Origin of the sequence: Pseudomonas sp. PGPPP1, from assembly GCF_002255865.1 — a bacterium.
GTDB classification, from domain to species: Bacteria; Pseudomonadota; Gammaproteobacteria; order Pseudomonadales; family Pseudomonadaceae; genus Aquipseudomonas; species Aquipseudomonas cremoris.
Genome location: NZ_NKIG01000001.1, coordinates 614,953 through 637,607, shown reverse-complemented (window position 1 = coordinate 637,607; position 22,655 = coordinate 614,953). Strand labels below are relative to the sequence as shown.

Here is a 22,655-nt window from a genome sequence, read left to right as displayed (position 1 = left end):
ACCGAAGCGTCTGGGCCTATATATTCCCAACCCTGCAACAACGCGCTACCGCCCGAATGGCGAAACTGGTAGACGCATGGGACTTAAAATCCCCCGCTCGTAAGGGCGTCCCGGTTCGATTCCGGGTTCGGGCACCACAGATATCAAGGGCTTGCATGATGAACTTCATGCAGGCCCTTATCTTTTGTGTTTCGCAATTTCTGGATCTGTTCCGCAACTCCCCTATCTGGCGTTCTGCCAACCGAACAAAAACCACCAATACCCCGCGACTCGTGAGACGAATCGTATGGCCACGTTCGGCCATTAGCAGACCGCCCCACACGGATCAGTGGGCTCGCTTTGAGGTACCGAGGTTTCTAGAACAGCTATACCTATTCACGCACCCGCCCAAGATGCGATGCATCGCTCTGGAAGCGGAAGCCGATATTTGTCAGTCGCAAACAGGCATCTACATGTGTTGGAGTCGAAGCCGGCGACCGCGCGGTCGCCGGAACCGCTCTGGGAATCAATTTCCGCCGTGAGGCAGGAACACACCACGGAATCGCATCTTCCCGGAGGACAGGCGTTCATAAGCCTCCGTTGCTTGGTCAAGAGAGAAGGTTTCGACTATAGGCTTGACCTTACCCTTCGCGGCCAATTCGAGAATTTCGGCGAGGTAGTGCTGTCCCCCATGCGTGGAGCCAACCACCCGTTGGCGCATCATATGGAATGGCTTGCCATCGGACGGAATCGAGAACGGCTTGCTGAAGTCGAGCCCGCAAAGGACGATGCGACCGTCAGGATTGACTCCCGCGAGCGCCTTTTCGGCGGTTTCGAAGTCGTTGGTGGTGATCAGCAGCACGTCGGCACCACCGACTGCCAATAGCTCCTCGGCATTGGTGACGACATGGTCGGCACCCAAGTCGGTCGCAAGCTTGTGCTTGTCTGGAGAATGCGTGATCGCGATGGTCTCGAATCCGCATGCCTTTGAGAACTGCAAGGCGACGTGGCCCAACCCGCCGATCCCCAGCACAGCGACCCTGTCACCCGGTTTCGGCTCCGCGTCTCGCAGGCCGCTCCAGGTGGTATAGCCCGCGCACATCATGGGCGCGGCGTCCGTGTAGGACAGCCCATCGGGCAACAATACGGTGCCTTCCGCAGAAATTGCGATGTACTCTGCGTGCCCGCCCTGCGACGCGAAGCCGGTCGTTCTGGGCGAAACGCAGTTCATGGCAGTCTGGCCGGTCAACGGGCGGTTCTGGCGGCAGTAAGGGCATCGACCGCACGAGGACTGTACCCAGGTGGTACCGACTCGGTCTCCAACCTTGCGCGTGTGGACACCCGCACCGACTTCGACGATTTCACCAACCACTTCGTGACCCGGAGTCTGAGGATAAATGTCACCGCCAGCCCCCTGAGTTGCCCACACGTCCGTGTAGCACATGCCGGAGGCGTGAACTTTCACCAGGACCAGCCCTGGCTCTGCCTTGGGCATGGGAACCTCATGAACCTCCCAAGGTTTGTTCGCGCCGGTCATCACAACTGCCTTCATCTTCATCGCATGTTCCTTTCGATCAGGTGGTCATTACTGTTAGGGCTGCGAACGAGATGCTCTGAGAGCTACACCGGCCCTTTTGGACCCACGATGCTGCAGCTTCATTCGAGTCTATGGGTCGTTGACTGTCGCGACAATCTGGTCAATACTTGATTCAATGATGAAAGTAATTCACCAATCCAAGGGCAATGACCTGTCGGCCTTTGCCGCATTCTTAGCGGTCGCAGCCCACCGAAGTTTCCGCAGCGCCGCAATCGATCTCGACATGACGCCCTCGGCGATCAGTCACTCGATCAAGGCTCTCGAACAACGGTTAAACGTCCGCCTTTTCAACCGGACGACTCGAAGCGTCTCCTTGACCGAGGCGGGAGAGCGCCTGGCCATAAAACTAAGACCGGCAATGGCCTCAGTTGAAGAAGCCGTTCGGGAGCTGGAGGGCAATGACCACGCTCCCAGCGGAACGGTGCGAATCAATGCCAGTGAGGGTGCCATCCGGTTGGTACTGTGGCCAGTGCTTGCGCGCTTTTTGCGCGAGAATCCTCGCGTCCATCTCGATATATTCAGTGATGGCAAGCTGAGCGATATCGTTGCCGATGGTTTTGATGCGGGTATCCGATTAGCGGAAGCAGTACCCAAAGATATGGTGGCCATCCCAGTTATGGGAGAGGTCCGCTTTGCGGTAGTGGCGTCGCCCGAGTACTTCGAGCAACGCGGATATCCAGTAGTGCCGCAAGATCTGTATGACCATCATTGCATCCGCTTCCGGTTTGAAAGTGGTGCAATCTACAGATGGGAGTTTGAGCGCCATGGCGCTGTCGAAAGGATCAACGCTCCCGGCCCTCTCACGTTGACTGATCAATCGTTGATGGTGGAGGCAGCAATCGAGGGAATAGGGATCGCCTTCGTGCCCGACCATCTTGCAGCACATGCGCTCAAGGAGGGCCGACTCAAACGAGTTCTGGAAGAGTGGTGTCCCGCGTATCTGGGGCTGTGCCTCTATTACTCGGCGAATCGCCATGTACCATCCGGCCTCAGGGCGTTGATCAATATGCTGACTGATAGGCGGTCCGGCAATTAGACGACCTTGCGCCTAGGAGCCGGCGGGCCCGCGGTAACACCGCCTGGCACAATTTGACGACCAGCATCGTCAGCGACTTGCCATTGCAGCTGTCTGCGGCTGATCGTTGGCCAAGCGTCTCGGACGCGTCCGCGGTCTTAGGGAAAAGGGGACTGATTTATTTCTCAGAAATTATATCAGTCCCCTTTTCTCTGCTTGCAATCCGTCCGCTTCTGGCCGGCTGCAGCTCTTCGAGACAGGCAGCAATCGGCCAAAAGCGGACCTTCACTTCAGACGCATGCATTTGCCAATAGTGGCTTGTAGTAGGATGCGGGTTTAAACAAAAGAAGCTTCATCATGGATGTTCGCGCACTTGAAGAAAGCAGTGTCTCATCGATCACAGTGGACCAAGCCCATCGCTATTTCGAGATGGTTGTCAGACTGGATGACGGAACCAGAAAAAAGCTGATGGCATGGAACGCGGACGGCACTGAGCTAACTATCAAACTAGGTGCTCTGAACGTTAAAAACTCTAGCGAACTCGGAGAGCTTGAAGGGATAAACATCGTTGATAATGTTCTATTCCTTGAAGGCGATTTTGGAGATATAACGATTAAAGCCAACTCGATTTCGATTGAAAAACTTACGTAACTACCGTGCGGGTGGCTACTTCGAGCTGAAAGCTACTCGTCACGGATGTCTACTTTGGGTCGAAAACGGTCGCTTGTGAGAGGCTGCTCCTGGCCGGTTGTTGCCTCTCGAGGCTGACCGCAATCAACCCGAAGCGGCAGTTCATGAGTGAGTTCTGTCATCCCAAAACGGATACCACGGATATCTATGAAACCCAGGGTGATTCATATTGTTTTGAACGGTTGCCAGCTATTCGGAACTTAAGAGTTTTCTAACCTCGGCGATGATTAAATCGATATTGCCGGTCACCCGCAACACCCCAACACAAACCAAATTGCCAACACCGGTCACGGAGGGCAGCGCCTGCCTGAAACGGCTTAGGAGTACACGCTTGTCGGCCTAAATACTATTCCGTATGCGCAGAAGCCAAGACCGATCTCGGCAATTGCCATCACGCCGTACATCACGCCACCCGCAAAGGACGAAGCGAGGAAGGCTAGACCAATCAGGAAAATAAGCACCTGCAAAATAGTCTCAGCTCTCTTTGCCAAAAATGGTCCTTTAGAATCAACGAAACCTGCGACAAAACCGATCAGTACCCCCACAACTATTTTCGCAAACATCTTCGCTCCTTGAATTGGCTCCATGCCAGTTATCCGTATTACCCCATATCAACGAATCACGCCAGCCGGCAAGGATCCCCTAAGTCTCCCTACAAATTGTCCGGGACGACGGTCGTCAGCTTTTCCGGCGGCCGCACCAGCGCTTACATGCTGCGCCAAGTGTAGGACAACAACGAGGACCTGAGCGATCTGGTCGTCACCTTCGCTAATACTGGGAAGGAGCACCCAGCCACCCTGGAGTTTGCTCGGGAAAGGTCGTAATCGGCCGGATCATGGAAAGGAAAAAGGGGCACAAGATTCGGTCAACCAGACTCGTCGTAATGGACAACGGCCAGCCGATGACAGCAAGCATGCTGAGGGGGAGATTTGACGCGGCCGGGCTAAAGGCCGGAACCAAATGCGCGACCTGCGCGCAAAAGCTGCAACGGACAAAGAGGAGTCGACAGGGAGTATTCGTGACGCGCGTGACCAGTTGGGCCACACAACTGTCGGCATGACAGAGCAGTACATCCGGCGCCGTAAGGGGGCTGAAAGTGCTCCCAACCAAGTAAAATTCCGTTCCGCAATTAAAATAGCCCCCTTGTAAACAAAGGCCTCCAAACGAGTCATCGCAGAACTATTGCGGACCGAAAACAACTCTAAGCTATTGATCGGACTTAAAATCCCCGCTCGTAAGGGCGTCCCGGTTCGATTCCGGGTTCGGGCACCACAGATATCAAGGGCTTGCATGATGAACTTCATGTAGGCTTTTATCTTTTCCGCTCCGCCATTTCCAAGCTTGTTCCGCAATGCCCAGCTCCGGCGTCATGCCGACCTACACAAATCTTCCAAAGAACATCGACTGCCAAGCTGGGCTTCTTGCGGGTGGGTGTGATGAAGGTGAGCCAGGCCGACGCTCTCACTATGGTGACGGTTACTACGGTGCGTACCTGCGTGATCCAGATGGCAACAAGGTGCATATCGCTCATCGTGGAGATTTGTACTTGGCGGGGTAGCCGCCGCTCACCGTATTCACGTGACGCCCGCCATCGAGCGGGCCTTTTACTACCTGCGATAGGAGGCGTCAGCCGACCACGATTGTCTAAGCTCATACGCAAACAGAGGGCTTGGCCATGTGCGGAAGACTTTCGCAATATCGAGGCATCCACGATTTCGTTGCAGCGCTGAGCATGCCGAATGCGCTGGTCAACGCCGTGGGTGACCAGCCTATCGAACGCTACAACGTTGCTCCCAGTACCCAGGTAGCGCTACTACACATCCAGGGCGACTTGCTCCACGCCGATTTCGTACGCTGGGGGTGGCGGCCACACTGGGCCAGGGACCGTGCCGCGCCGATCAACGCGCGGGTCGAGAAAGTCGCTCACGGCCCGTTCTTTCGGGCGATCTGGCCACACCGGGCAATCACGCCCATCGACAACTGGTTTGAGTGGGTGGATGAAGGCGGCCCAAAGAAGCAGCCCTACCTGATCCGCCGCCGTGATGGCGCGCCCGTACTGTGCGCAGCCATTGGCCAGCTTCCCGATGCCGACGAAGGCCCGGGCGAGCATGACGGCTTTGTGATCATCACCGCTGACAGCGCTGGTGGGATGCTGGACATCCACGATCGACGGCCGGTGGTACTGACGCCGGATCTGGCCCGGGAATGGCTTGACCCGACAACACCCAAAGAGCGCGCCGAGCAAATGGTGCTCCTGCAAGGCGAGCCGGCGGAAGCCTTCGAGTGGTTCAAGGTCGACATGGCAGTAGGCAACACCAGGACTCAAGGGCCGCAGATCATCCAGGCAACCGAGCCGTCTTTGAAATAGCAGAGTGGGCAAAGGGCAACCCATACCTCACCTCGACCAGCGCTACGCCGCCCCGTTCAAGGTTGCGCTCACTGCCCGCCTCCTCAACACACCCTGCCCTGCGATAAAACTGGATAGCTCGCTCATTCCGAGCCAAGACCCAAAGCGTCAGCCGGTCATACCCTTGTTCCATCAAGTGCTGCACGCCGGCTTGCCACAGGGCCAACCCAACGCCCGTTTGCCAATTTCCCGCCAACACGTAAATGGCCATGACCTCGCCGATGTTTTGCCCAGCCGCATCGTCGTCGCGGCTGGCGCCAACGGATATCCAACCGACAACCTGATTGTTCCGCTCTGCAACCCAAACGCCAGCATCGCTCGACTCAATTGAGCGAACCCAGAATGATTCACGCTGCGCCAGGGTTGCTTGCAACGCATCCAGGTACTCGGCCGGCATCAGGTCGCGGTACGCCGCTTGCCAGCTGCTGATATGCACCTGGGCAATCGCCTGTGCGTCGGAGGGTAACGCCTTGCGAATCATGAGGGTGGTCCTTCTTCAAACGCTGCTGTCCAATGGAACGTCAGCCTGACACACCCTCTGTTTCAGATTAATAAACCAACCCGACACATTGATCGTTTTCAACCGGGAAAAACTTCAGGAGCAGCGTATTAAGCGGGTACTTCTGCGAGTGCACCTCGTAGGCAACGGCAGTAGAACTGTCCGCGTCAGAGCCATTCCCCGCCGTTGAAGCCTCGGCTATCTTGACCAATTTGACGTTTGAAATATCCCCCACCAGAGACCGAATCTGGTTCCACCCAACAAGCGGATCATCCACTGACTTGAGGCATAACAATGATTGCCACCGCGCCTTGTCGCCTCGCTGGTACGCCGAAACGGCTTGCTCAGCGAGTTTCAACGTATGTTGAGCGCCGGTCAGGTGAGTTGAAGAAGGCGGGCTTTGTTGAGTTGCGCATCCTGCCAACAGCATGCTCATGAATAACGCTGCCAGTGCTGCAGGTTTCGTCGAGAGTTCAAGCGGCATTCCGTTTCGCCTTTTAGGTAAGTCGTTTTCCAGCGGCGGAACATAACTGAATTTGCGTCCGATGGCATTGCCTGAGCCTCACGACTACACCGAAGCGCCCTCCTGCGCCTGCCCCTCAAGTTGCTCCGCCCCGGCAATCGCATGCTGGAAACTCTCGAGGAACACCGTCTCGGCATGGGTCATGCGTTGCTCGCGGTTCCACAACAAGTGAATGTCCACATCGGTGACACCGCCGCTGGGTGGCAGGCGCCAGAGCGTCCCGTTGTAAAGGTCCACGTCGAGCAGATGCTCCGGCAGGCAGCCGATGCCAAAGCCTGCGATCACCAGGCGGCGGATCTCTTCGAAGCTGGAGGACGATGCGACGATCCTGCCGGTGAACCCCTGTTGGTCACGGAATACCGTCAAGGGCGAGAGGTTTCCGCCGATTTGGTCACTGGTGAAGCTGACAAAGTTTTCGCCTTGCAGCTGCGTAACGTCCAAGCCGCGCATGCCAAAGAAACGGTGACGCTTGCCGCAGAAAAACGCGTAGCGCTGACGGATCAATCGGCGTTGTTCCAGCTTCGGTTGGGCGATACGGCATAACCCAACGCCGGCAGTGGCGGTCTTTTGCATCAACGAACTGAGAATGTCCGAACTGCGCAGGATTTCCACTTCCAACTCCACGCGGGGATGGTTGAGGTGAAAGTTGGCCAGGAATTCGTCGTAGACCGTTGACTGCACGCGGCTGATGGACAGCAGCCGAACCTTGCCCACTACGTCATCCTGGGGGCCTTCGATGGCCGAGCCGATCCGCGAGACGTTGCCGTAAATATCCTCGGCAATGCGCAGCACTTCCTCGCCCGCTTCGGTCAGGTCGAATCGCGGGCCTTTGCGGAAGATCAGCGCACAGCCCAACTGTTCTTCAAGCCGCTTGAGCGATTGGCTGATCGCCGATTGCGTCAGGAACAGTCGCGCGGCGGCTCGGCTGATACTGCCTTCCTGGCCGATCGCCAGATAGGTGCGCAGCAGGTTCCAATCCAGACGGTCGTTCAAGAAGCGCCGACCTCCGGGATGGACCTGTGCCAGTTCCTCGCCTGGATTTTTGTTGCTCATCGGTTCACCCCATTATTAGCCTGGCTAATTCAGTGATTAAGAATTAGCAAATTGCTTAATTATAGAGGCTACGAGATAAAGCACCCAGGCGCCAACAAAAGAGCGCCACCGTGAGCTGATTGACCCCTGCCAAAAAAATAAATCCATAAGGGCCTTGCATGCGTACCCAGACGAACCAACCACGCCGCGCCGCTGCGGCGGCCTTTATTGGCACGACTGTAGAGTTCTATGACTTCTACATCTACGCCACCGCTGCTGCGCTGATTCTCGGCCAGGTGTTCTTCCCCAATGACAACCCGACGCTCAGCACCCTCGCTGCGTTTGGCACCTTTGCCGTGGGTTTCATCGCCAGGCCGTTGGCAGGGATGGTATTCGGCCATTTGGGTGACCGCCTCGGGCGCAAGAAAATGCTCTTGTTCACGATGCTATTGATGGGCGTTGCAACGACCTGCATCGGCCTGCTGCCCAGCTACGCCACTGCAGGCATCTGGGCTCCAATCGGCCTGATTGCGCTAAGGATCATCCAAGGCATCTCGGTGGGCGGTGAATGGGGTGGCGCGGTGTTGATGGCCAGTGAACACGCACCGGCCCACCGTAAAACGTTCTATGCCTCATTTGCCCAACTGGGCAGCCCCGCCGGCCTGCTGCTGGCGCTGATTGCGTTCCGACTGGTGACGTCGCTTGAGCCCGAGCAGTTTGCGCAATGGGGCTGGCGCCTGCCGTTCATTTTCAGCGGTGTGTTGATGCTGATCGGCCTGCTGATCCGCTCTGGCGTACAAGAATCCCCTGAGTTCAAGGAAGTGCTGGAAAAAGGCGAAACTGCCAAATACCCGGTGCTTGAAGTGATCCGCACCTGCTGGCGCCAGATTCTGTTCGCAGCGGCTGCCGTGACCATCGGCTCAGCGGGGTTCTTCTTCACCAACACGTTCATGATTACCTACGTCACTCAGTATCAGGGCATTGCGCGGTCGACCATTCTCGATTGCCTGTTCCTGGTCACCCTCCTGCAGCTGGTCTCCCAGCCCATCAGCGCGCTGCTGGCTGAGCGCATGGGTGAAGCCCGTTTCCTGATGCTGACCGCCCTGTTGTCGATGGTGGTGCCTTATCCAATGTTCCTGCTGGTGGGCACTCAGAACCTGGTGCTGATGACGCTCGGTATCGCCATGGCGGTGGTCACGCTTTCCGGCCTCTACGCAGTGATTGCCGGTTATATGGCCCAAGCCTTTCCCGCCCATCTGCGGTACTCCGGGATCTCGATTGCCTACCAACTGATTTGCGCCATTGCGGGTGGTTCGACCCCCATCATCGGCACGCTGCTGGCCAGTCGTTATGCCGGTCAATGGCTGCCGTTGGCGATCTTCTTCAGCTTGCTGGCGGCCCTCTCGTTGTTCGGCGTATGCGGCCTCGCGCGCTTGCGTGGTGAGCACTCGGCCGTCGCCCAACCTGCGCTTTAACTAGGAGCTCACATGTACTCTCTGCAAAACGACGTCGACCCCATTGAGTGGCAGGCGCGCTGCGAGCTGGCGGCGCTGTACCGCCTGATCGCGCACTTTCGCATGACCGACTTGATCGATACCCACATCACCTTGCGTATTCCCGGGCCTGAGCATCACTTCCTGATCAACCGATACGGGGTGATCTTCGACCGGATGAAGGCCAGCGACCTGGTACGCATCGACCAGAATGGCCAGGTCGTCGGCGGCGCCACCACGCATGCCCGCGTCAACGCCGCAGGCTTTGTGATTCACTCGGCCATCCATATGGCCAGGCCTGACCTCAATTGTGTGATCCACACCCATACCGCGGCCGGTATGGCGGTGGCTGCACAGGCCCATGGGTTGTTGCCGATCAGCCAGCACGCACTGAAGTTCTACGGAAAGCTGGCGTATCACACCTATGAAGGCATCGCCCTGTCACTGGATGAGCGCGAGCGCCTGATCGCGGACCTCGGACCGCACAAAGCCATGATCCTGCGCAATCACGGCTTGCTCGCCGCAGGCGGCGACGTGGCGCAAGCCTTCCATGAGATTCACTTCCTGGAGCGTGCCTGCCAGGCCCAGGTGCAAGCGTTGTCGGGCGCTGGCGAATTGGTCTACCCCAGCGAAGACGTGCGCCGGCACACCGCCGAGCAATTCGACCGCGACGAAGCCGAGGAAATTATCAAACTCAGCTGGCAAGCCGCACTGACCCTGATTGAAGACCAGCGCGAGTCGTACTGCTCATGAACACCATTGTGTTGTTGTCGTCCGATAGCGTGCTGCTGGGCCAACTGCAAGCCGCCTTCGCCCGCCAGGCTGGCGATATGCGTGTGGTACTCGCCGATTCACCCGAAGCGCAGGATGCACAGGTCGCGGCCTGCTGGTTCCCGCCGGCAGGCAGCCTGAGCGCCCTGCCCAACTTGCAACTGGTGCACTCAGTGGCGGCTGGGGTTGATCACTTGCAGTCCGATCCCAGCCGCCCAGCCTTGCCGATTTGCCGTGTGGTCGACCCGGCCCACCGCCAAGGCATGACCGAGTATGTGCGCTGGGCTGTGTTGCACTTTCACCGGGGGTTTGACCGGGTTTTTCAGCAACAGCGCGAACGTACCTGGCAACGTCACCCCCAGCAGGCAGCCGTGGATTTCAAGGTGGGCGTAATGGGCCTCGGCTCCCTGGGTGCCGCCATCGCCAATGACCTGGCCGGTGCCGGCTACACCGTTCGCGGCTGGGCGCGCAGCCACAAGACGCTGCCCGGTGTGGCTTGCCATCGCGGCGACGAACAGTTCGCCGATTTTCTTGCGGGCCTGGACCTGTTGATCAATCTGCTGCCGCTGACACCCGCCACCCAAGGCATTCTGTGCCACGCCACGTTCCAGCGGCTGGCCCAAGGTGCCGTGGTGGTCAATTGCGGCCGTGGCCAGCACGTGCGTGTGGACGACCTTGAGCAAGCACTTGCCTGCGGCCAGTTGCGCGGTGCGGTGCTGGACGTGTTCGAACGCGAGCCACTGCCGGTGGACGACCGCCTGTGGCACATGCCTGGCGTGATCATCACCCCGCACATGGCGTCCTCCGCGTCCCACGATTGCATTGCCCAACAGGTCGCCCTCAATACCCGGCGCCTGGCCAACGGCGAGCCCTTGCACAACCCGGTCAATATCGACCTGGGTTACTAGACACGTGACACGAGGTCAACGATGAGCGTATTCAAAATCAACGGTGAGCGCCTGTGGGCGAGCCTGATGGACATGGCCAAGGTCGGCGCCACCGAGCGCGGCGGTAACTGCCGGTTGGCCTTGTCCAGGGAAGACCTGGCTGGCCGCGAACTGTTCATGGGCTGGTGCCGGGAAGCCGGTATGCAGATCGCGTTCGATGCCATCGGCAACCTGTTCGCCCGTCGCGCAGGGCAGGATGACAGCCTGGCGCCGATTGTCATGGGTAGCCACTTGGACACGCAGCCCAAGGGCGGTCGCTTCGACGGCATCTACGGCGTACTCGGCGGGCTGGAGGTTGTGCGCAGCCTGAATGACCTGGGCATCATCACGCGCCAGCCGATCGAAATTGCAGTATGGACCAACGAGGAAGGCGCACGCTTTACCCCGGCGATGTTTGGTTCGGCGGTGTTCACCGGGGCGCTGTCGCTGCAAACCGCACTAGACGCCAAGGACGCTGACGGCATCAGTGTCGCCCAGGCGCTGGCGGAGATCGGCCAGCACGGCACGCTGGCGTTCAAGCGCCCTTTCGACGCTTACTTCGAAGCCCATATCGAACAAGGCCCGATCCTCGAAGACAACGGCCTGCCCGTTGGCGTGGTCACCGGCGGCCAGGCCATCTGCTGGCTGGATGTGCAGGTTAGTGGGGTCAGCGCCCATGCCGGTACTACACCGATGCCACTGCGCAAGGATGCCTTCTTCGGCACCGCCGAAATGGCCATGGAGCTGGAAGCTATCTCCCGTGACTTTGCGCCCAAAGGCCTAGTCACCGTGGGCCAGCTTCAAATCGCCAAGTCCTCGCGCAATACCATCCCGGGGCGTGTCCAGTTCACCGTCGACCTGCGCCACCACGAGGACCAGCAGATCCACGCGATGGAGCAAGCCGTGTCGGCACGCCTGACGCACATTGCACACCAGCGCGGGCTCGGTTTGGAGATCAGCCGCCACTGGCTCAGCCCGGCTACACCTTTTGATCCGGCGTGTATCGCGGCGGTACGTTCGGCGGTGCAAGCGCTGGAGTACCCCCATCAGGACATCGTCAGCGGTGCTGGTCATGACGCCATCCACCTGGCGCGCCACTGCCCCACCACGATGATATTCATCCCGTGCGTTGGCGGCTTGAGCCACAACGAAGCCGAAGACGCCTTGCCCGAAGACGTGCGCATGGGCTGCGACGTGCTGCTCAACGCAGTCCTGAACCGGGCACAGCAATTACCTGACTGATTGATCGCGTATCACCCACTCCTGACGGGCGCGCCTGTGTCGCGCTCGTCGGGCTGGACTTGCTCGTCCCTGAAAAACAACAAGAACCGCTAACTCACCACCGCTACACCGTTAAAAAACTGCCAACCAATAAATCAATCCGCTGAGCCCAACGCTCAACCTGGAGATAAAAAGGCATGAACAGTCCCGCGTGCATCCAGACCGGTACGCTACCGGTTGAAACCAGCGTCAACATGAGAAAAGTCGCGATCGCCAGTGTGATCGGCACCACCGTGGAATGGTATGACCTGTTCGTCTTCGCCACTGCATCGGCGCTGGTGTTCAACAAAATCTTCTTTCCTGCTTTCGATGCCCTGATCGGCACGCTGCTGGCCTTTGGCACCTTCGCCTCGGCGTATGGCGCGCGCATCGTCGGCGCAGCCCTGTTCGGCCATTTCGGCGACAAGCTGGGGCGTAAATCGATGCTGTTGATTTCGCTGCTGACCATGGGCGCCGCCACGTTCGCCATCGGCCTGTTACCGGATTACGCGAGCATCGGTATTTGGGCGCCGGTCCTGCTGTTGACCTTGCGCATTATCCAAGGCCTGGCCCTGGGCGGCGAATGGGGCGGTGCCGTGCTGATGGCAGTGGAACACGCTCCTGCCAACCAGCGCGGGCTGTATGGCTCGTGGGTACAGATCGGCGTGCCAGCGGGCACGATGATTGCCAATCTGGCGTTCCTCGGCATCGCCTGGTGGTTGTCCCCTGAAGAACTGTTGGCGTGGGGCTGGCGTATTCCGTTCCTGGCCAGCGCGCTGCTGATCGCGGTCGGCTTGTACATCCGCCTGAACATCAGTGAAACCCCGGCGTTCAACCAGGCCAAAGAGGCTGAACCGCAGGTGAAGCTGCCGTTGGCCGAGATCTTCCGCAAATACTGGAAGCAGGTCGTACTGGGCGGCGTCGCCACCATGTCCACCGGCGCGTCGTTCAATATCATCGTGGCGTTCGGCCTCACCTACGGCACGCAAACCCTCGGGTTCAGTCGCTCGGTAATGCTCAGCGTGGTGCTGGCGTCCTGCGCGCTGTGCATCGTGCTGCTACCGGTGTTCGGCGCCCTCTCCGACCGCTACGGGCGCAAGCCGATCATCATCGCCGGCATCGTCGGTGAAGCCGTGGTGGCGTTTCCGATGTTCTGGTTGATGGACACTCGGGAGTTGCCGCTGGTGTTTCTCGGCTATGGCTTGCTGATGACCGCTTTCGCGGCCAATTACGGCCCCATCGCCACCTTCCTCGCCGAGCTGTTCGGCACCCGCGTGCGCTACTCCGGTCTTTCGGTGGCCTACATGCTTTCCGGGCTGCTGGGCAGTGCTGCGACGCCCATTGTGACCACGGCGTTGCTGGCGATGACAGGCAAGGGCTCCTCCGTGGCCTGGTACATGATCGGCTCCGCGGTGATTTCCCTGATCGCCCTGTTGATGCTCACCGAAACCTTCAAGCGCGACCTGGGCAGTGCAAGCGCCTCCCAGTCTTAAAACAATAACGACATTGCCTTCGACTCTGCCGCCACTCACTTTTGGTTTGGATAGACACCTCATGAATGCGACTCAACATTTGCTCGGCTTGAGCGCAGGCGCTTGCCTGCTGATTCTCAGCCCATTGGCCTGCGCCGACTTCATCAATGACAGCAAGGCCACCCTGGGATTACGCAACTTCTACTTCAACAACGACTACCGCGATCAACCGGGCGGTGCCGGACAAAGCAAGACCGAAGAATGGGCACAGGGCCTGATGCTCAACTATACCTCCGGGTTTACGAGCGGAACCGTGGGTCTGGGCCTCGATGCACTGGGCCTGGTGGGTGTGACGCTGGACAGTGGCCAGGGCCGCCATCGCGGCAGCTCGATGATTCCCTCGGACGGCGACGGCGCTGCCAGCGAGTGGAGCCGCCTGGGCTTTACCGCCAAGGCACGCTTGAGCAAAACCGAACTGCGCTACGGCACGCTGATGCCAAAGCTGCCGATTTTGCAAGCCAACGACGGTCGCCTGCTGCCGCAAACCTTTGAGGGCGGCCTGATCACCAGCAACGAAATCGATGCGTTGACGTTGACCGGCGGCCGCCTGGAACACGCCACCGGTCGCGGTTCCAGCGACCGTACCGGCCTGGCCGTCAGCGGCGGCAGCCGGGAAAGCAACCAGTTTCTGTTTGCCGGCGCCGACTACAAAGTCACGCCAAACCTGACGGCCCAGTACTACCTGGCCAACCTTGAGGACTATTACACCCAGCATTTCTTCGGCCTCCAGCATGCCCTCGCCCTGGGTGAAGGACAAACGTTCAAGACCGACCTGCGCTACTTCGACACCCGCTCGGACGGCGCCAACGCCTCAGCCGCCGGGCGCACAGCGGGCTACCGAGTAGGCGGCTATACCCACAACGGCTCGGGTGAAATCGATAACCAGACCTGGAGCGCCATTTTTACCTACAGCCTTGGTGGCCATGCCTTGACCGGCGGCTACCAGAGTGTCTCCGCCGACAGCAACTTCGTGCAACTGAACCAAGGCTCCCTGCCGGACAAGGGCGCTGGAGGCTCCAGCGTCTACCTGTTCACCGACCGTATGCTTGCCAGCTTCAATCGCGCTGGCGAGCGCACCTGGTTCGGCCAATATGCCTACGACTTTGCCGCCGCGGGAGTGCCAGGCCTGCGCGCCACACTGGTGTACCTCAAGGGCAGCAATATCCAGACCACCGCCAGCGGCAACCAAACGGAGTGGGAGCGTGACCTGGCACTCGACTACGTGATCCAGGACGGCACCTTCAAAGGGGTGAGCCTGGGCTGGCGCTACGGCGTCCTGCACTCCCAGGCCGAGGCCAACCAAGAGCAGAACCGTCTGATCGTCAGCTATACCCTCGCCCTGTTCTAAGCCCAGGCCCCACGGTCGTTTCGTCGGCAGTGGGGCCTGCTTTTCTAGAGAATGAATGATGAAACGCATACAAGCAGCCCCCGGCACCATCGGCCCAGTCGGCCCCTATTCCCAAGCAGTCGTCAGCGGTCACCTGGTATTCACCGCCGGTCAAATCCCCGCGCTGACGGGTCTGGATCAACAACCCGACACCTTCGAAGAACAGGTCCGCCAGACGCTGCGCAATCTCGAAGCCATCCTGATCGAAGCTGGCTCCGACTTTGATCATGTGATCAAGGTCAACGGATACCTGACCGACCCCGCCCAGCTGGAACCCTTCAACCGTGTCTACGCCGAAGTGCTCGGCCACGCGCCGCCGGCACGTACCACGGTGTGCGTCGCGTTGTGGGGGGTTGCCCTGGAAATCGATTGCGTGGCCGAACTGATAGATATCCAAACGAGGAAACCACTATGAACGCCCCAAGCACGTTATTGGACAAGCTGCATCAGGTCAGCTTCGCCACCCTCGGGCACCTGCTCGAAGACGGTTTTGTAAGCGCCCAGGTTCGTTCGATGCTCACAGGCGTCAAGCTGGTGGGCAAAGCCGTGACCTTGAGCGTGGTGAACGCAGATGCCATCGCCGTCAACCGCGCCTTGGCCAGCCTGCAAGACGGTGATGTGCTGGTGATCGACATGAACGGTGACCAGCACCACGCCTGCGTCGGCACCGTGACCAGCTGTGCGGCACGCGTACGCGGTGCCCGAGGGATCGTGGTCGACGGCATGGTCACGGATATCGTCGAACTGCGCGAGGCAGGCCTGCCGATCTTTGCCCGAGGCACCAGCCTGCTCACCACCAAGTTGCACGGCAACGCTGAAAGCCGCCTGAATGTCCCGGTGCAATGCGGCGGCGTTCAAGTGAACCCTGGCGACCTGGTGCTGGGCGATGACAATGGCCTGTTGATCTTGCCTTGGCAGGCGCTTGAAGCCGTCATCGACCAGGCCCTGCTCAGTGATCGCGCAGAGCCTGCGCTGTTGCGCCGACTAGAACAGGGCGAGCCCATAGAAGCGGTGTTAAGGGTTAACTGAGAGGCTGCCCGACGCGCTCGAGGCGGTCTATGCTAAGCCGGTGCAGCCTGCCCCGTAAGACCAGCCTGCGCCAACCCACTGAACGGAGGTCCACCATGAACCCGCACAGCACCGCGCTTGTCCTGATCGAATTCCAGAACGACTTCACCACGCCCGGTGGCGTGTTCCACGACGCCGTCAAAGACGTCATGCGCACCTCTGACATGCTGGCCAACACCGCTACCACGGTGCAGCAGGCGCGCAAGCTCGGAGTGAAGATCATCCACCTGCCGATCCAGTTTGCCGAGGGCTACCCGGAGTTGACCACGCGCGATTATGGAATTCTCAAGGGCGTCGCCGATGGCAGCGCCTTCCGCGCCGGCAGTTGGGGCGCCGAGATCACGGAGGCGGTGGGCCGTGAAGCGGGCGATATCCTGGTTGAAGGCAAACGCGGGCTAGATGGGTTTGCCACCACGGGGTTGGACCTGGTGTTGCGCAATAACGGTATCCAGAACCTGGTGGTCGCGGGGTTTCTGACCAATTGCTGTGTCGAAGGTACCGTTCGCTCGGGGTATGAAAAAGGCTATAACGTGGTAAGCCTGACCGACTGCACCGCGACCTTCACTGACGAGCAGCAACACGCGGCAGAGAACTTCACGCTGCCGATGTTTTCCCAAACCCTGAAACACAACCAGTTTCTGGAGGCGTTGAAAACCCAATAAATAAAGGGGCGACTACTCGAAATAGTCGCCCCTTCCTGCCCGCCTCATTCAGTTGGCGCGTACTGCATTTCACCGTTGCCGAACGACCAATCCTCGCGTTTCACGTCCACCAGGCTGATCCACACATCTTCCTTGCGCAGCCCGGTCTTGGCGTGGATGCCGTCGGCGATGAATTGATAGAAGGCCTTTTTCACCTCGACCGTACGCCCGGCGTTCCAGGTGACCTGGATAAACACGATCCGAGGTGTGTAGGTGACGCCCAGGTAACCCGCTGCCGGGTACACCAGTTCATCCTGGGCATGGCGGTTGATGATCTGGAATTTGTCGTGCTCAGGCACGTTGGCCACAGTGGTCATGGCGGCATACACCACATCGCCGATGGCGGCGGCGGTTTCAGCGCTGGTATCGGCGGCGAGGTCGATTCGAACGAGAGGCATTGGAAAATCCCGGGCAGGTTAGTGGCCAGGCCACAGTGGTGGCCCTGATCATTAAGCTAATCCTGCAGAGGACATTCATCAAGCGCATAATTCACAAAAATATAATGAATTTAACGCATACAATCCGTTCAGCCGTTAAGCGTGATGCCCGAATAGGTGGGTGCAGGCACCTTGTGCCGACGCGGTTGCTGCTGCCAGGCGAGCTGCGCTTGGACACGGGCGACCGCCTCCAGGACTTTCTGTGCCCACAACTCATCATCGGGGCGCACGACGACCACGCGGAAACCGTGGTCGTAACCCTCGATCTGTACGCCTTCGGAATCATCGACATGCAGGTCGATATCGAACGCCGTTGGCAACTTCGAGGGCGCGTTCGACAGCCCGCGTGCCGTGAGGGCGTGGCCGTGGCGCACGCTGTTGACCACGCCGTCAACGTGGATGCCGTACAGCAACAGCCAACGACGGATGTAGGCCGGTGTGCGGCCAGACGAGGTGTAGACCCAGATACTGCAATTCTGGCGGCGCAGTTCGCGGATCAAGGCGCGGGTGCCATTGCGCAACGGCTCGCCCAACCAGCGATGCACGCACTCCGGCAACTTGCTGTCTTCAGCGGCACTGTGGTGCGGCTGGCAGGCCAGGGTGTCATCGATATCAAACGAAATACGCACGCGCTGTCCCTTGAAAACGGTGTTCATGGTGTCGAGCACTGGATTGCTTCCCATCAATGGCCACCCAGGTACGCGGTAACCTTTGCATCTGCCAAGAAAAATTCCGCCGGGTCTGGCGCATTATCTTCCAGGAATGCCGCGTATTTTTTCTTGATCTTGGGCAATTCGTACAAAGCTTTCACACCATGCTTGGCTGAGTTGCGTATCACCGAGGACGGGTTGAAGTAGCCCTCGGCGTTGTCCAGCGTCAGTACAAACGGCGGCAGCCCCTCACGCATCAGCAAATAGCTGACGATCAGCGATCCGCTGCGGTGATTGCCTTCGATAAACAATTGCGGCTTGCTGAGTACCCGCACATACACGCCGGCGGCGCGCTTCCACACCGACTCGTTGTGGTGCTTGCAGTACCAGCTGTGCAAGTCCTTGATGCCGCCTTCCACGTTGTTGAAAAAGCGTTCCTCGGTTGCAGCCAGGTGCGGGGCGTATTCCAGCCGACGCACCGGATCCTTGCCGCACAGCACGGTGGCGTTGATCTCCAGCATCAGGTTCAACTGCTGCAGATCGAACAGGTCGACACCCCGCGCGACATAGTCGTCAATCAGGGCATAGCCTTCAAGTACATTCTGCAACACCTCGTCGGTCAAGGGGTCGCGGGGCTCGGTAAAGTCCCGGCTGAGCGCGGCAAAACGACCCTGCACCTCACGCAGTGCGCGTTCAATCGCGGCCAGATCAAGACGACGTGTTGCAGTCATTGGCATTCCTGAAAAACGATGAATGGTTGGATCAGCTGAACTTGCCGCTGATGTAATCCCCGGTCATTTGCTCACGTGGGTTCTCGAAGATCTGGGTCGTTGGGCCCATTTCCACCAGATAACCGGTACGCGTGCCCTGGGAAATATCCACCGAGAAGAACGCCGTGGTATCGGCCACACGGATCGCCTGCTGCATGTTGTGGGTCACCAGGGCGATGGTGTAGTCCTTCTTCAACTCGACCATCAGCTCCTCGACACGGCGGGTGGCGATGGGGTCGAGTGCCGAGCAGGGTTCGTCCAATAGCAACACTTCTGGCTCAGTGGCAATGGCGCGGGCGATGCACAGACGTTGCTGCTGACCGCCAGACAACGACAGGCCGCTGACCTTGAGCTTGTCCTTGACCTCATCCCACAGCGCGGCACCTTGCAGGGCGTGCTTGACGCGGTCGCCCAGGTCGCCCTTGTAGCGGTTCAGGCGCAGGCCAAAGGCCACGTTGTCGAAAATGCTCATCGAGAACGGATTGGGCTGCTGGAACACCATGCCGATGTAGCGGCGCACCACTACCGGGTCAACGCCCTTGCCGTACACGTCCTGCCCGAGGAAATGCACATGGCCCTCGAAACGGAAGCCCTTGACCAGGTCGTTCATGCGGTTGAGGCTGCGCAGCACCGTGGACTTGCCGCAACCCGACGGGCCGATAAAGCCGGTGATCTTGTTCTTTTCAATCGGCACATGGCTGTCACGCACTGCCATGAAGTTGCCGTAGAAAATCTTGTCCAGCTTGCAGTCCATGACCACAGGCGATTCGGTGATAAACGGAGCGGCTATTTGCGCAGTAGAGGCGTTCAAGATACGGATGCTCCCTTTCTTAATACTTTGGCTTGCCGAAGATACGGCTCACGATATTCACGACCAGTACGATCATTACCAGCACCAACGAGGCCGCCCAGGCGAGCTCCAATTGGTTGTCGAACGGCATGCCGGAGAAGTTGTAAATCAGGACCGCCAAGGACGCCGTCGGATTCATCACCGCCAGGCTGCCGTCGTGGTAGATCCAGTAGTTGCTGAACAACGCGGTAAACAGCAACGGTGCGGTTTCGCCGGCGGCACGTGCCACGGCCAGCATCACACCGGTGAGGATCGCCGGCATGCCGGTAGGCAAGACGATCTTCCAGATCACCTGCGAGCGGGTGCAGCCCATGCCGTAGGCGGCGTCCTTCATGATCTTGGGCACCATGCGCATCGACTCTTCCGCCGTCAGCACCACGATCGGCAGCATCAGCACGGCCAGTGCTACGCCGCCCGCTGGCGCCGAATAGGTCCCGGTGGTCATCACCACCAAGGCGTAGGCGAATACACCGGCCAGGATGGACGGCAGGCCCGTGAGCATTTTGGCCGCAAAGCGCGCGGAATTAGCCAGTTTGCTGTCGGGCCCCAGTTCAGCTAGGAACACCGCCGCCATGATGCCGACTGGGACCGCGATGGCCGCCGCGATGCCGACCATCACGAAGGTGCCCGCCATCGCGTTACCGAAACCACCACCGGTCTCGAAACCAGTAGGCGGCAGTTCAGTGAACACTTCCAGGCTCAGGCGTGCGCCGCCACGGGTGATCAGCATGTACAGCACGGAAATCAACGGCACGCTGGCCAGCAACGCGCCAGCCCATACCAACGTGGTCAAAACCAGGCTGCGCAGGGCTCGGCCTTCGAACTTGCGCTGCAAGCTCGGCATGGCCTTGATAGGGGAAGTCAGGTTCGTCATTATTTTTGACCCCGTTGTGCGTAGAGCATGATCATCGAGCCGAGGATGTTCACCAGCAGCGTGATGAACATCAGCACCAGGGCCGCGTACATCAACACCTCGACCTCGTTCGGGCCGGCTTCAGGGAAGTTCAGCGCAAGCAATGCCGCCAGGGTGTTGGCCGGTGCAAACAGCGACAGGGAGATGTTGTTCGCGTTGCCCACCAGCATCGCCAGGGCCATGGTTTCGCCCAATGCGCGCCCGAGGCCCAACACCAGGGAACCGAAGATGCCGGTGGCCGCAGACGGCACCATCACCTTGAGAATCGCTTCCCAGTGGGTGGTGCCCATGCCGTAGGCCGCTTGCTTGGTTTTCATCGGGACCGCCGTAAGGGCGTCCTGGGAAACGGCAGCGATGGTCGGCAAAATCATGATGGCCAGTACCAGCGCGGCCGGCAGCAAACCGGGCCCGCTCAGGGACGTGCCGAAAAAGGGGATCCAGCCGAGTTCGGAGTTCAGCCACGCGGTCAGCGGGCGGATGGCCGGGATCACTACGTAAATACCCCACAGGCCGTAGACGACGCTGGGGATGGCTGCAAGCAGTTCGACGATGGTGCGAAACACCGCCGCCAGTTTTGCCGGCAGGAAATCCTGGGTGAGAAAAATCGCCATGCTGACGCCGAAGAAACCAGCGATCAACAACGCGATAAAGGCACTGTACAGCGTGCCCCAAATGGCCGGCAAAATGCCGTACTTGCCTTGGTTAACGTCCCAAACGCTACCGAAAATAACGTCCAGGCCGTGCTTTTCCATACCTGGAAGCGCCTTGCGACCTACTTCGAACACCAGTGCGAAGACCAGTGCCAACACCAGCACTACGCCTATGCGTGCAAGCGCACGGAAGGTGCGATCAACCAGGAAGTCTTTGGTAGACGGTGGCTGGCAAGCAGAGTCCGGGTTAACCGGTACGACAAAAGGTGTGTTCATTGGCTAGTTCCGAAACAGGGGGGAAACTCCATCGGCGCGGCGGTTAGCACACGCCGATGGAGGTCTCGCGAGCCTTACTTGATGTTGGCTGACGCTTTGCGAACCTGATCGACTACCGACTGTGGCAGCGGGATGTAGCCCATCGAGTCAGCGATCTTCTGACCTTCGGTCAGGCTGTACTCGACCATTTCACGCATGGCCTTGGCTTTGGCTGGGTTGCCGTTGTCCTTGCGGAAGATCATCCAGGTGTAGGTGGTGATCGGGTAGGACTTGGCACCGGCCGGGTCCGGCAGCCAGGCGATCAGGTTTTCCGGCATGGTCACCGCAGCCAGTGCTTCGGCACCGCTTTCAGCGTTAGGCACTACGTAGTGGCCAGCCTTGTTCTGCAGTTCGGCGAAGTCGACCTTGGCCAGCTTGGCAAAACCGTACTCGATGTAACCGATGGCGCCTGGGGTCTGGCGAACGGTGGCGGTGACGCCGTCGTTTTTCGGCGATTTGATGAATTTGTCAGTGGCAGGCCAGTTGACGGTGTTGCCTTCGCCCAATTCAGTCTTGAACTCGGCGTTGATGGCTGCCAAGTGCTTGGTGAATACCGCGGTGGTACCGCTGGAGTCAGCCCGTACGACAACGGTGATCGGCGTGTCAGTCAGCTTGATGCCTGGGTTGGCGGCGACGATCTGCGGATCGTTCCACTTGGTGATCTTGCCCAGGAAGATGTTGGAGTACACATCGCGCGGCAGCTTCAGACCTTTAGGGTTACCCGGCAGGTTGTAGGCCAATACGATTTCACCGGCGGTCATCGGCAGCAACTGCGCGCCTTCAGCAACCTTGGCGATGTCTTCGTCTTTCATGGCCGAGTCGCTGGCTGCGAAATCAACGGTCTTGTTCAGGAAGTCCTGCACACCCGCGCCACTACCCTTGGATTGGTAGTCAACGGTCACACCTGGGGTTTTCTTGCTGAAATCCTTGAACCAGGTGAGGTAGATCGGGGCAGGAAAACTTGCGCCAGAGCCGGTCAGGCGGATGCTTTCGGCAGCAAACACCGAGGAGGCACTAAGAGAAACCGCGACGGCGAGTGCAGCAGACTTCATCAGACGTTTCATTCAGGAAAATCCTTGTGATTTCGGGCTCGGGCACTCTGCAACATTCTTGTTACGCTTTTATGAACGTGGAATGGCAAAACGCCGTCTTGTCCCCTTCTACCCCCGCAAAAAGGCATTTTGATGTCA

Annotated in this window: 24 protein-coding genes, 1 tRNA gene and 2 pseudogenes; 15 read left to right on the top strand and 12 right to left on the bottom strand. The window is 59.1% G+C overall.

Translation table 11 applies throughout. The features are described from left to right. Positions 1 to 50: 50 nt before the first annotated feature. Positions 51 to 137, top strand: a tRNA-Leu gene (locus CFE47_RS02900). A 368-nt stretch (positions 138 to 505) separates the two neighbouring features. Here the strand turns inward: CFE47_RS02900 and CFE47_RS02895 are convergent. Then, the gene (locus tag CFE47_RS02895; RefSeq protein ID WP_286835415.1) at positions 506 to 1,537 is read right to left on the bottom strand and encodes an alcohol dehydrogenase catalytic domain-containing protein; all 1,032 of its coding nucleotides are present in this window, start codon (positions 1,535 to 1,537) and stop codon (positions 506 to 508) included. A 157-nt stretch (positions 1,538 to 1,694) separates the two neighbouring features. On the opposite strand from CFE47_RS02895, the gene CFE47_RS02890 reads away from it, so the two are divergent. Continuing rightward, entirely contained in the window at positions 1,695 to 2,612 is a 918-nt protein-coding gene (locus CFE47_RS02890; protein ID WP_286835414.1) for a LysR family transcriptional regulator, read from the top strand. Positions 2,613 to 2,948: 336 nt separating this feature from the next. Continuing rightward, positions 2,949 to 3,242 carry a hypothetical protein gene (locus CFE47_RS02885; RefSeq protein ID WP_286835413.1) on the top strand — a complete coding sequence of 98 codons (294 nt, stop codon included), beginning with the start codon at positions 2,949 to 2,951 and terminating at the stop codon, positions 3,240 to 3,242. 356 nt (positions 3,243 to 3,598) lie between these two features. On the opposite strand, the gene CFE47_RS02880 is transcribed toward CFE47_RS02885, so the two are convergent. Then, the gene (locus CFE47_RS02880) at positions 3,599 to 3,868 is read right to left on the bottom strand and encodes a hypothetical protein (RefSeq protein ID WP_286835412.1); all 270 of its coding nucleotides are present in this window, start codon (positions 3,866 to 3,868) and stop codon (positions 3,599 to 3,601) included. A gap of 72 nt (positions 3,869 to 3,940) precedes the next feature. Between CFE47_RS02880 and CFE47_RS31655 the strand changes: the two are divergent. The 3 genes and pseudogenes from CFE47_RS31655 to CFE47_RS02865 all read left to right on the top strand — a co-directional run. Continuing rightward, a pseudogene (locus tag CFE47_RS31655) lies at positions 3,941 to 4,096 on the top strand (phosphoadenosine phosphosulfate reductase domain-containing protein); the annotation flags it as partial. After that, positions 4,096 to 4,430 (top strand): annotated as a pseudogene (locus CFE47_RS02875) (site-specific integrase); the annotation flags it as partial. The pseudogenes CFE47_RS31655 and CFE47_RS02875, both read left to right, overlap by 1 nt. A 526-nt stretch (positions 4,431 to 4,956) precedes the next feature. Beyond that, on the top strand, positions 4,957 to 5,649 hold the full coding sequence (locus CFE47_RS02865) for an SOS response-associated peptidase family protein (protein WP_286835411.1): 693 nt from the start codon (positions 4,957 to 4,959) through the stop codon (positions 5,647 to 5,649). Here the strand turns inward: CFE47_RS02865 and CFE47_RS02860 are convergent. The 3 genes from CFE47_RS02860 to CFE47_RS02850 form a co-directional block, all read right to left on the bottom strand. Then, positions 5,618 to 6,169 carry a GNAT family N-acetyltransferase gene (locus CFE47_RS02860; protein WP_286835410.1) on the bottom strand — a complete coding sequence of 184 codons (552 nt, stop codon included), beginning with the start codon at positions 6,167 to 6,169 and terminating at the stop codon, positions 5,618 to 5,620. The two genes, CFE47_RS02865 and CFE47_RS02860, sit on opposite strands and share 32 nt — an antisense overlap. 67 nt (positions 6,170 to 6,236) lie before the next feature. Beyond that, complete coding sequence (locus CFE47_RS02855; protein WP_286835409.1) at positions 6,237 to 6,671, bottom strand: hypothetical protein; 435 nt, start codon at positions 6,669 to 6,671, stop codon at positions 6,237 to 6,239. Between the two features lie 84 nt (positions 6,672 to 6,755). After that, a complete protein-coding gene (locus CFE47_RS02850) occupies positions 6,756 to 7,763 on the bottom strand; it encodes a LysR family transcriptional regulator (protein ID WP_286835408.1) in 1,008 nt (335 codons plus the stop codon). Positions 7,764 to 7,921: 158 nt separating this feature from the next. Here CFE47_RS02850 and CFE47_RS02845 point away from each other — a divergent pair, with 158 nt between their 5' ends. The 9 genes from CFE47_RS02845 (at position 7,922) to CFE47_RS02805 (ending at position 16,841) form a co-directional block, all read left to right on the top strand. Then, on the top strand, positions 7,922 to 9,217 hold the full coding sequence (locus tag CFE47_RS02845; RefSeq protein ID WP_286835407.1) for an MFS transporter: 1,296 nt from the start codon (positions 7,922 to 7,924) through the stop codon (positions 9,215 to 9,217). Between the two features lie 12 nt (positions 9,218 to 9,229). Then, entirely contained in the window at positions 9,230 to 9,988 is a 759-nt protein-coding gene (locus tag CFE47_RS02840; RefSeq protein ID WP_286835406.1) for a class II aldolase/adducin family protein, read from the top strand. After that, entirely contained in the window at positions 9,985 to 10,914 is a 930-nt protein-coding gene (locus tag CFE47_RS02835; RefSeq protein ID WP_286835405.1) for a 2-hydroxyacid dehydrogenase, read from the top strand. Before CFE47_RS02840 ends, CFE47_RS02835 begins: the two co-directional genes overlap by 4 nt. A 21-nt stretch (positions 10,915 to 10,935) precedes the next feature. Further along, entirely contained in the window at positions 10,936 to 12,174 is a 1,239-nt protein-coding gene (locus tag CFE47_RS02830; protein WP_286835404.1) for a Zn-dependent hydrolase, read from the top strand. Between the two features lie 176 nt (positions 12,175 to 12,350). Next, on the top strand, positions 12,351 to 13,685 hold the full coding sequence (locus CFE47_RS02825; protein WP_286835403.1) for an MFS transporter: 1,335 nt from the start codon (positions 12,351 to 12,353) through the stop codon (positions 13,683 to 13,685). Between the two features lie 61 nt (positions 13,686 to 13,746). Next, complete coding sequence (locus tag CFE47_RS02820; RefSeq protein ID WP_286835402.1) at positions 13,747 to 15,072, top strand: OprD family porin; 1,326 nt, start codon at positions 13,747 to 13,749, stop codon at positions 15,070 to 15,072. Positions 15,073 to 15,130: 58 nt separating this feature from the next. Beyond that, the gene (locus CFE47_RS02815; protein WP_286835690.1) at positions 15,131 to 15,526 is read left to right on the top strand and encodes a RidA family protein; all 396 of its coding nucleotides are present in this window, start codon (positions 15,131 to 15,133) and stop codon (positions 15,524 to 15,526) included. Further along, the gene (locus tag CFE47_RS02810) at positions 15,523 to 16,140 is read left to right on the top strand and encodes an RraA family protein (RefSeq protein WP_286835401.1); all 618 of its coding nucleotides are present in this window, start codon (positions 15,523 to 15,525) and stop codon (positions 16,138 to 16,140) included. Before CFE47_RS02815 ends, CFE47_RS02810 begins: the two co-directional genes overlap by 4 nt. 95 nt (positions 16,141 to 16,235) lie before the next feature. Beyond that, on the top strand, positions 16,236 to 16,841 hold the full coding sequence (locus tag CFE47_RS02805; RefSeq protein WP_286835400.1) for a cysteine hydrolase family protein: 606 nt from the start codon (positions 16,236 to 16,238) through the stop codon (positions 16,839 to 16,841). A gap of 44 nt (positions 16,842 to 16,885) precedes the next feature. Here the strand turns inward: CFE47_RS02805 and CFE47_RS02800 are convergent, their stop codons facing one another. The 7 genes from CFE47_RS02800 to pstS form a co-directional block, all read right to left on the bottom strand. Further along, positions 16,886 to 17,278, bottom strand: coding sequence for a tautomerase family protein (locus CFE47_RS02800; RefSeq protein ID WP_286835399.1), 393 nt, complete (start codon positions 17,276 to 17,278; stop codon positions 16,886 to 16,888). A 128-nt stretch (positions 17,279 to 17,406) separates the two neighbouring features. Beyond that, positions 17,407 to 18,000 (bottom strand): hypothetical protein, encoded by a 594-nt coding sequence (locus CFE47_RS02795; protein ID WP_185705918.1) that lies wholly within the window; start codon positions 17,998 to 18,000, stop codon positions 17,407 to 17,409. Next, positions 18,000 to 18,698, bottom strand: a complete 699-nt coding sequence (locus CFE47_RS02790; protein ID WP_286835398.1) for a hypothetical protein — start codon at positions 18,696 to 18,698, stop codon at positions 18,000 to 18,002. Before CFE47_RS02790 ends, CFE47_RS02795 begins: the two co-directional genes overlap by 1 nt. A gap of 31 nt (positions 18,699 to 18,729) precedes the next feature. After that, the gene (gene pstB, locus CFE47_RS02785) at positions 18,730 to 19,491 is read right to left on the bottom strand and encodes a phosphate ABC transporter ATP-binding protein PstB (protein WP_218187290.1); all 762 of its coding nucleotides are present in this window, start codon (positions 19,489 to 19,491) and stop codon (positions 18,730 to 18,732) included. Between the two features lie 76 nt (positions 19,492 to 19,567). Further along, positions 19,568 to 20,461 carry a phosphate ABC transporter permease PstA gene (gene pstA, locus CFE47_RS02780; RefSeq protein WP_286835397.1) on the bottom strand — a complete coding sequence of 298 codons (894 nt, stop codon included), beginning with the start codon at positions 20,459 to 20,461 and terminating at the stop codon, positions 19,568 to 19,570. Then, positions 20,461 to 21,426, bottom strand: a complete 966-nt coding sequence (gene pstC / locus CFE47_RS02775) for a phosphate ABC transporter permease subunit PstC (RefSeq protein WP_185705910.1) — start codon at positions 21,424 to 21,426, stop codon at positions 20,461 to 20,463. The genes pstA and pstC overlap by 1 nt, the downstream gene beginning before the upstream one ends. 74 nt (positions 21,427 to 21,500) lie before the next feature. Beyond that, positions 21,501 to 22,529, bottom strand: a complete 1,029-nt coding sequence (gene pstS / locus CFE47_RS02770; protein WP_185705908.1) for a phosphate ABC transporter substrate-binding protein PstS — start codon at positions 22,527 to 22,529, stop codon at positions 21,501 to 21,503. Positions 22,530 to 22,655 lie beyond the last annotated feature (126 nt).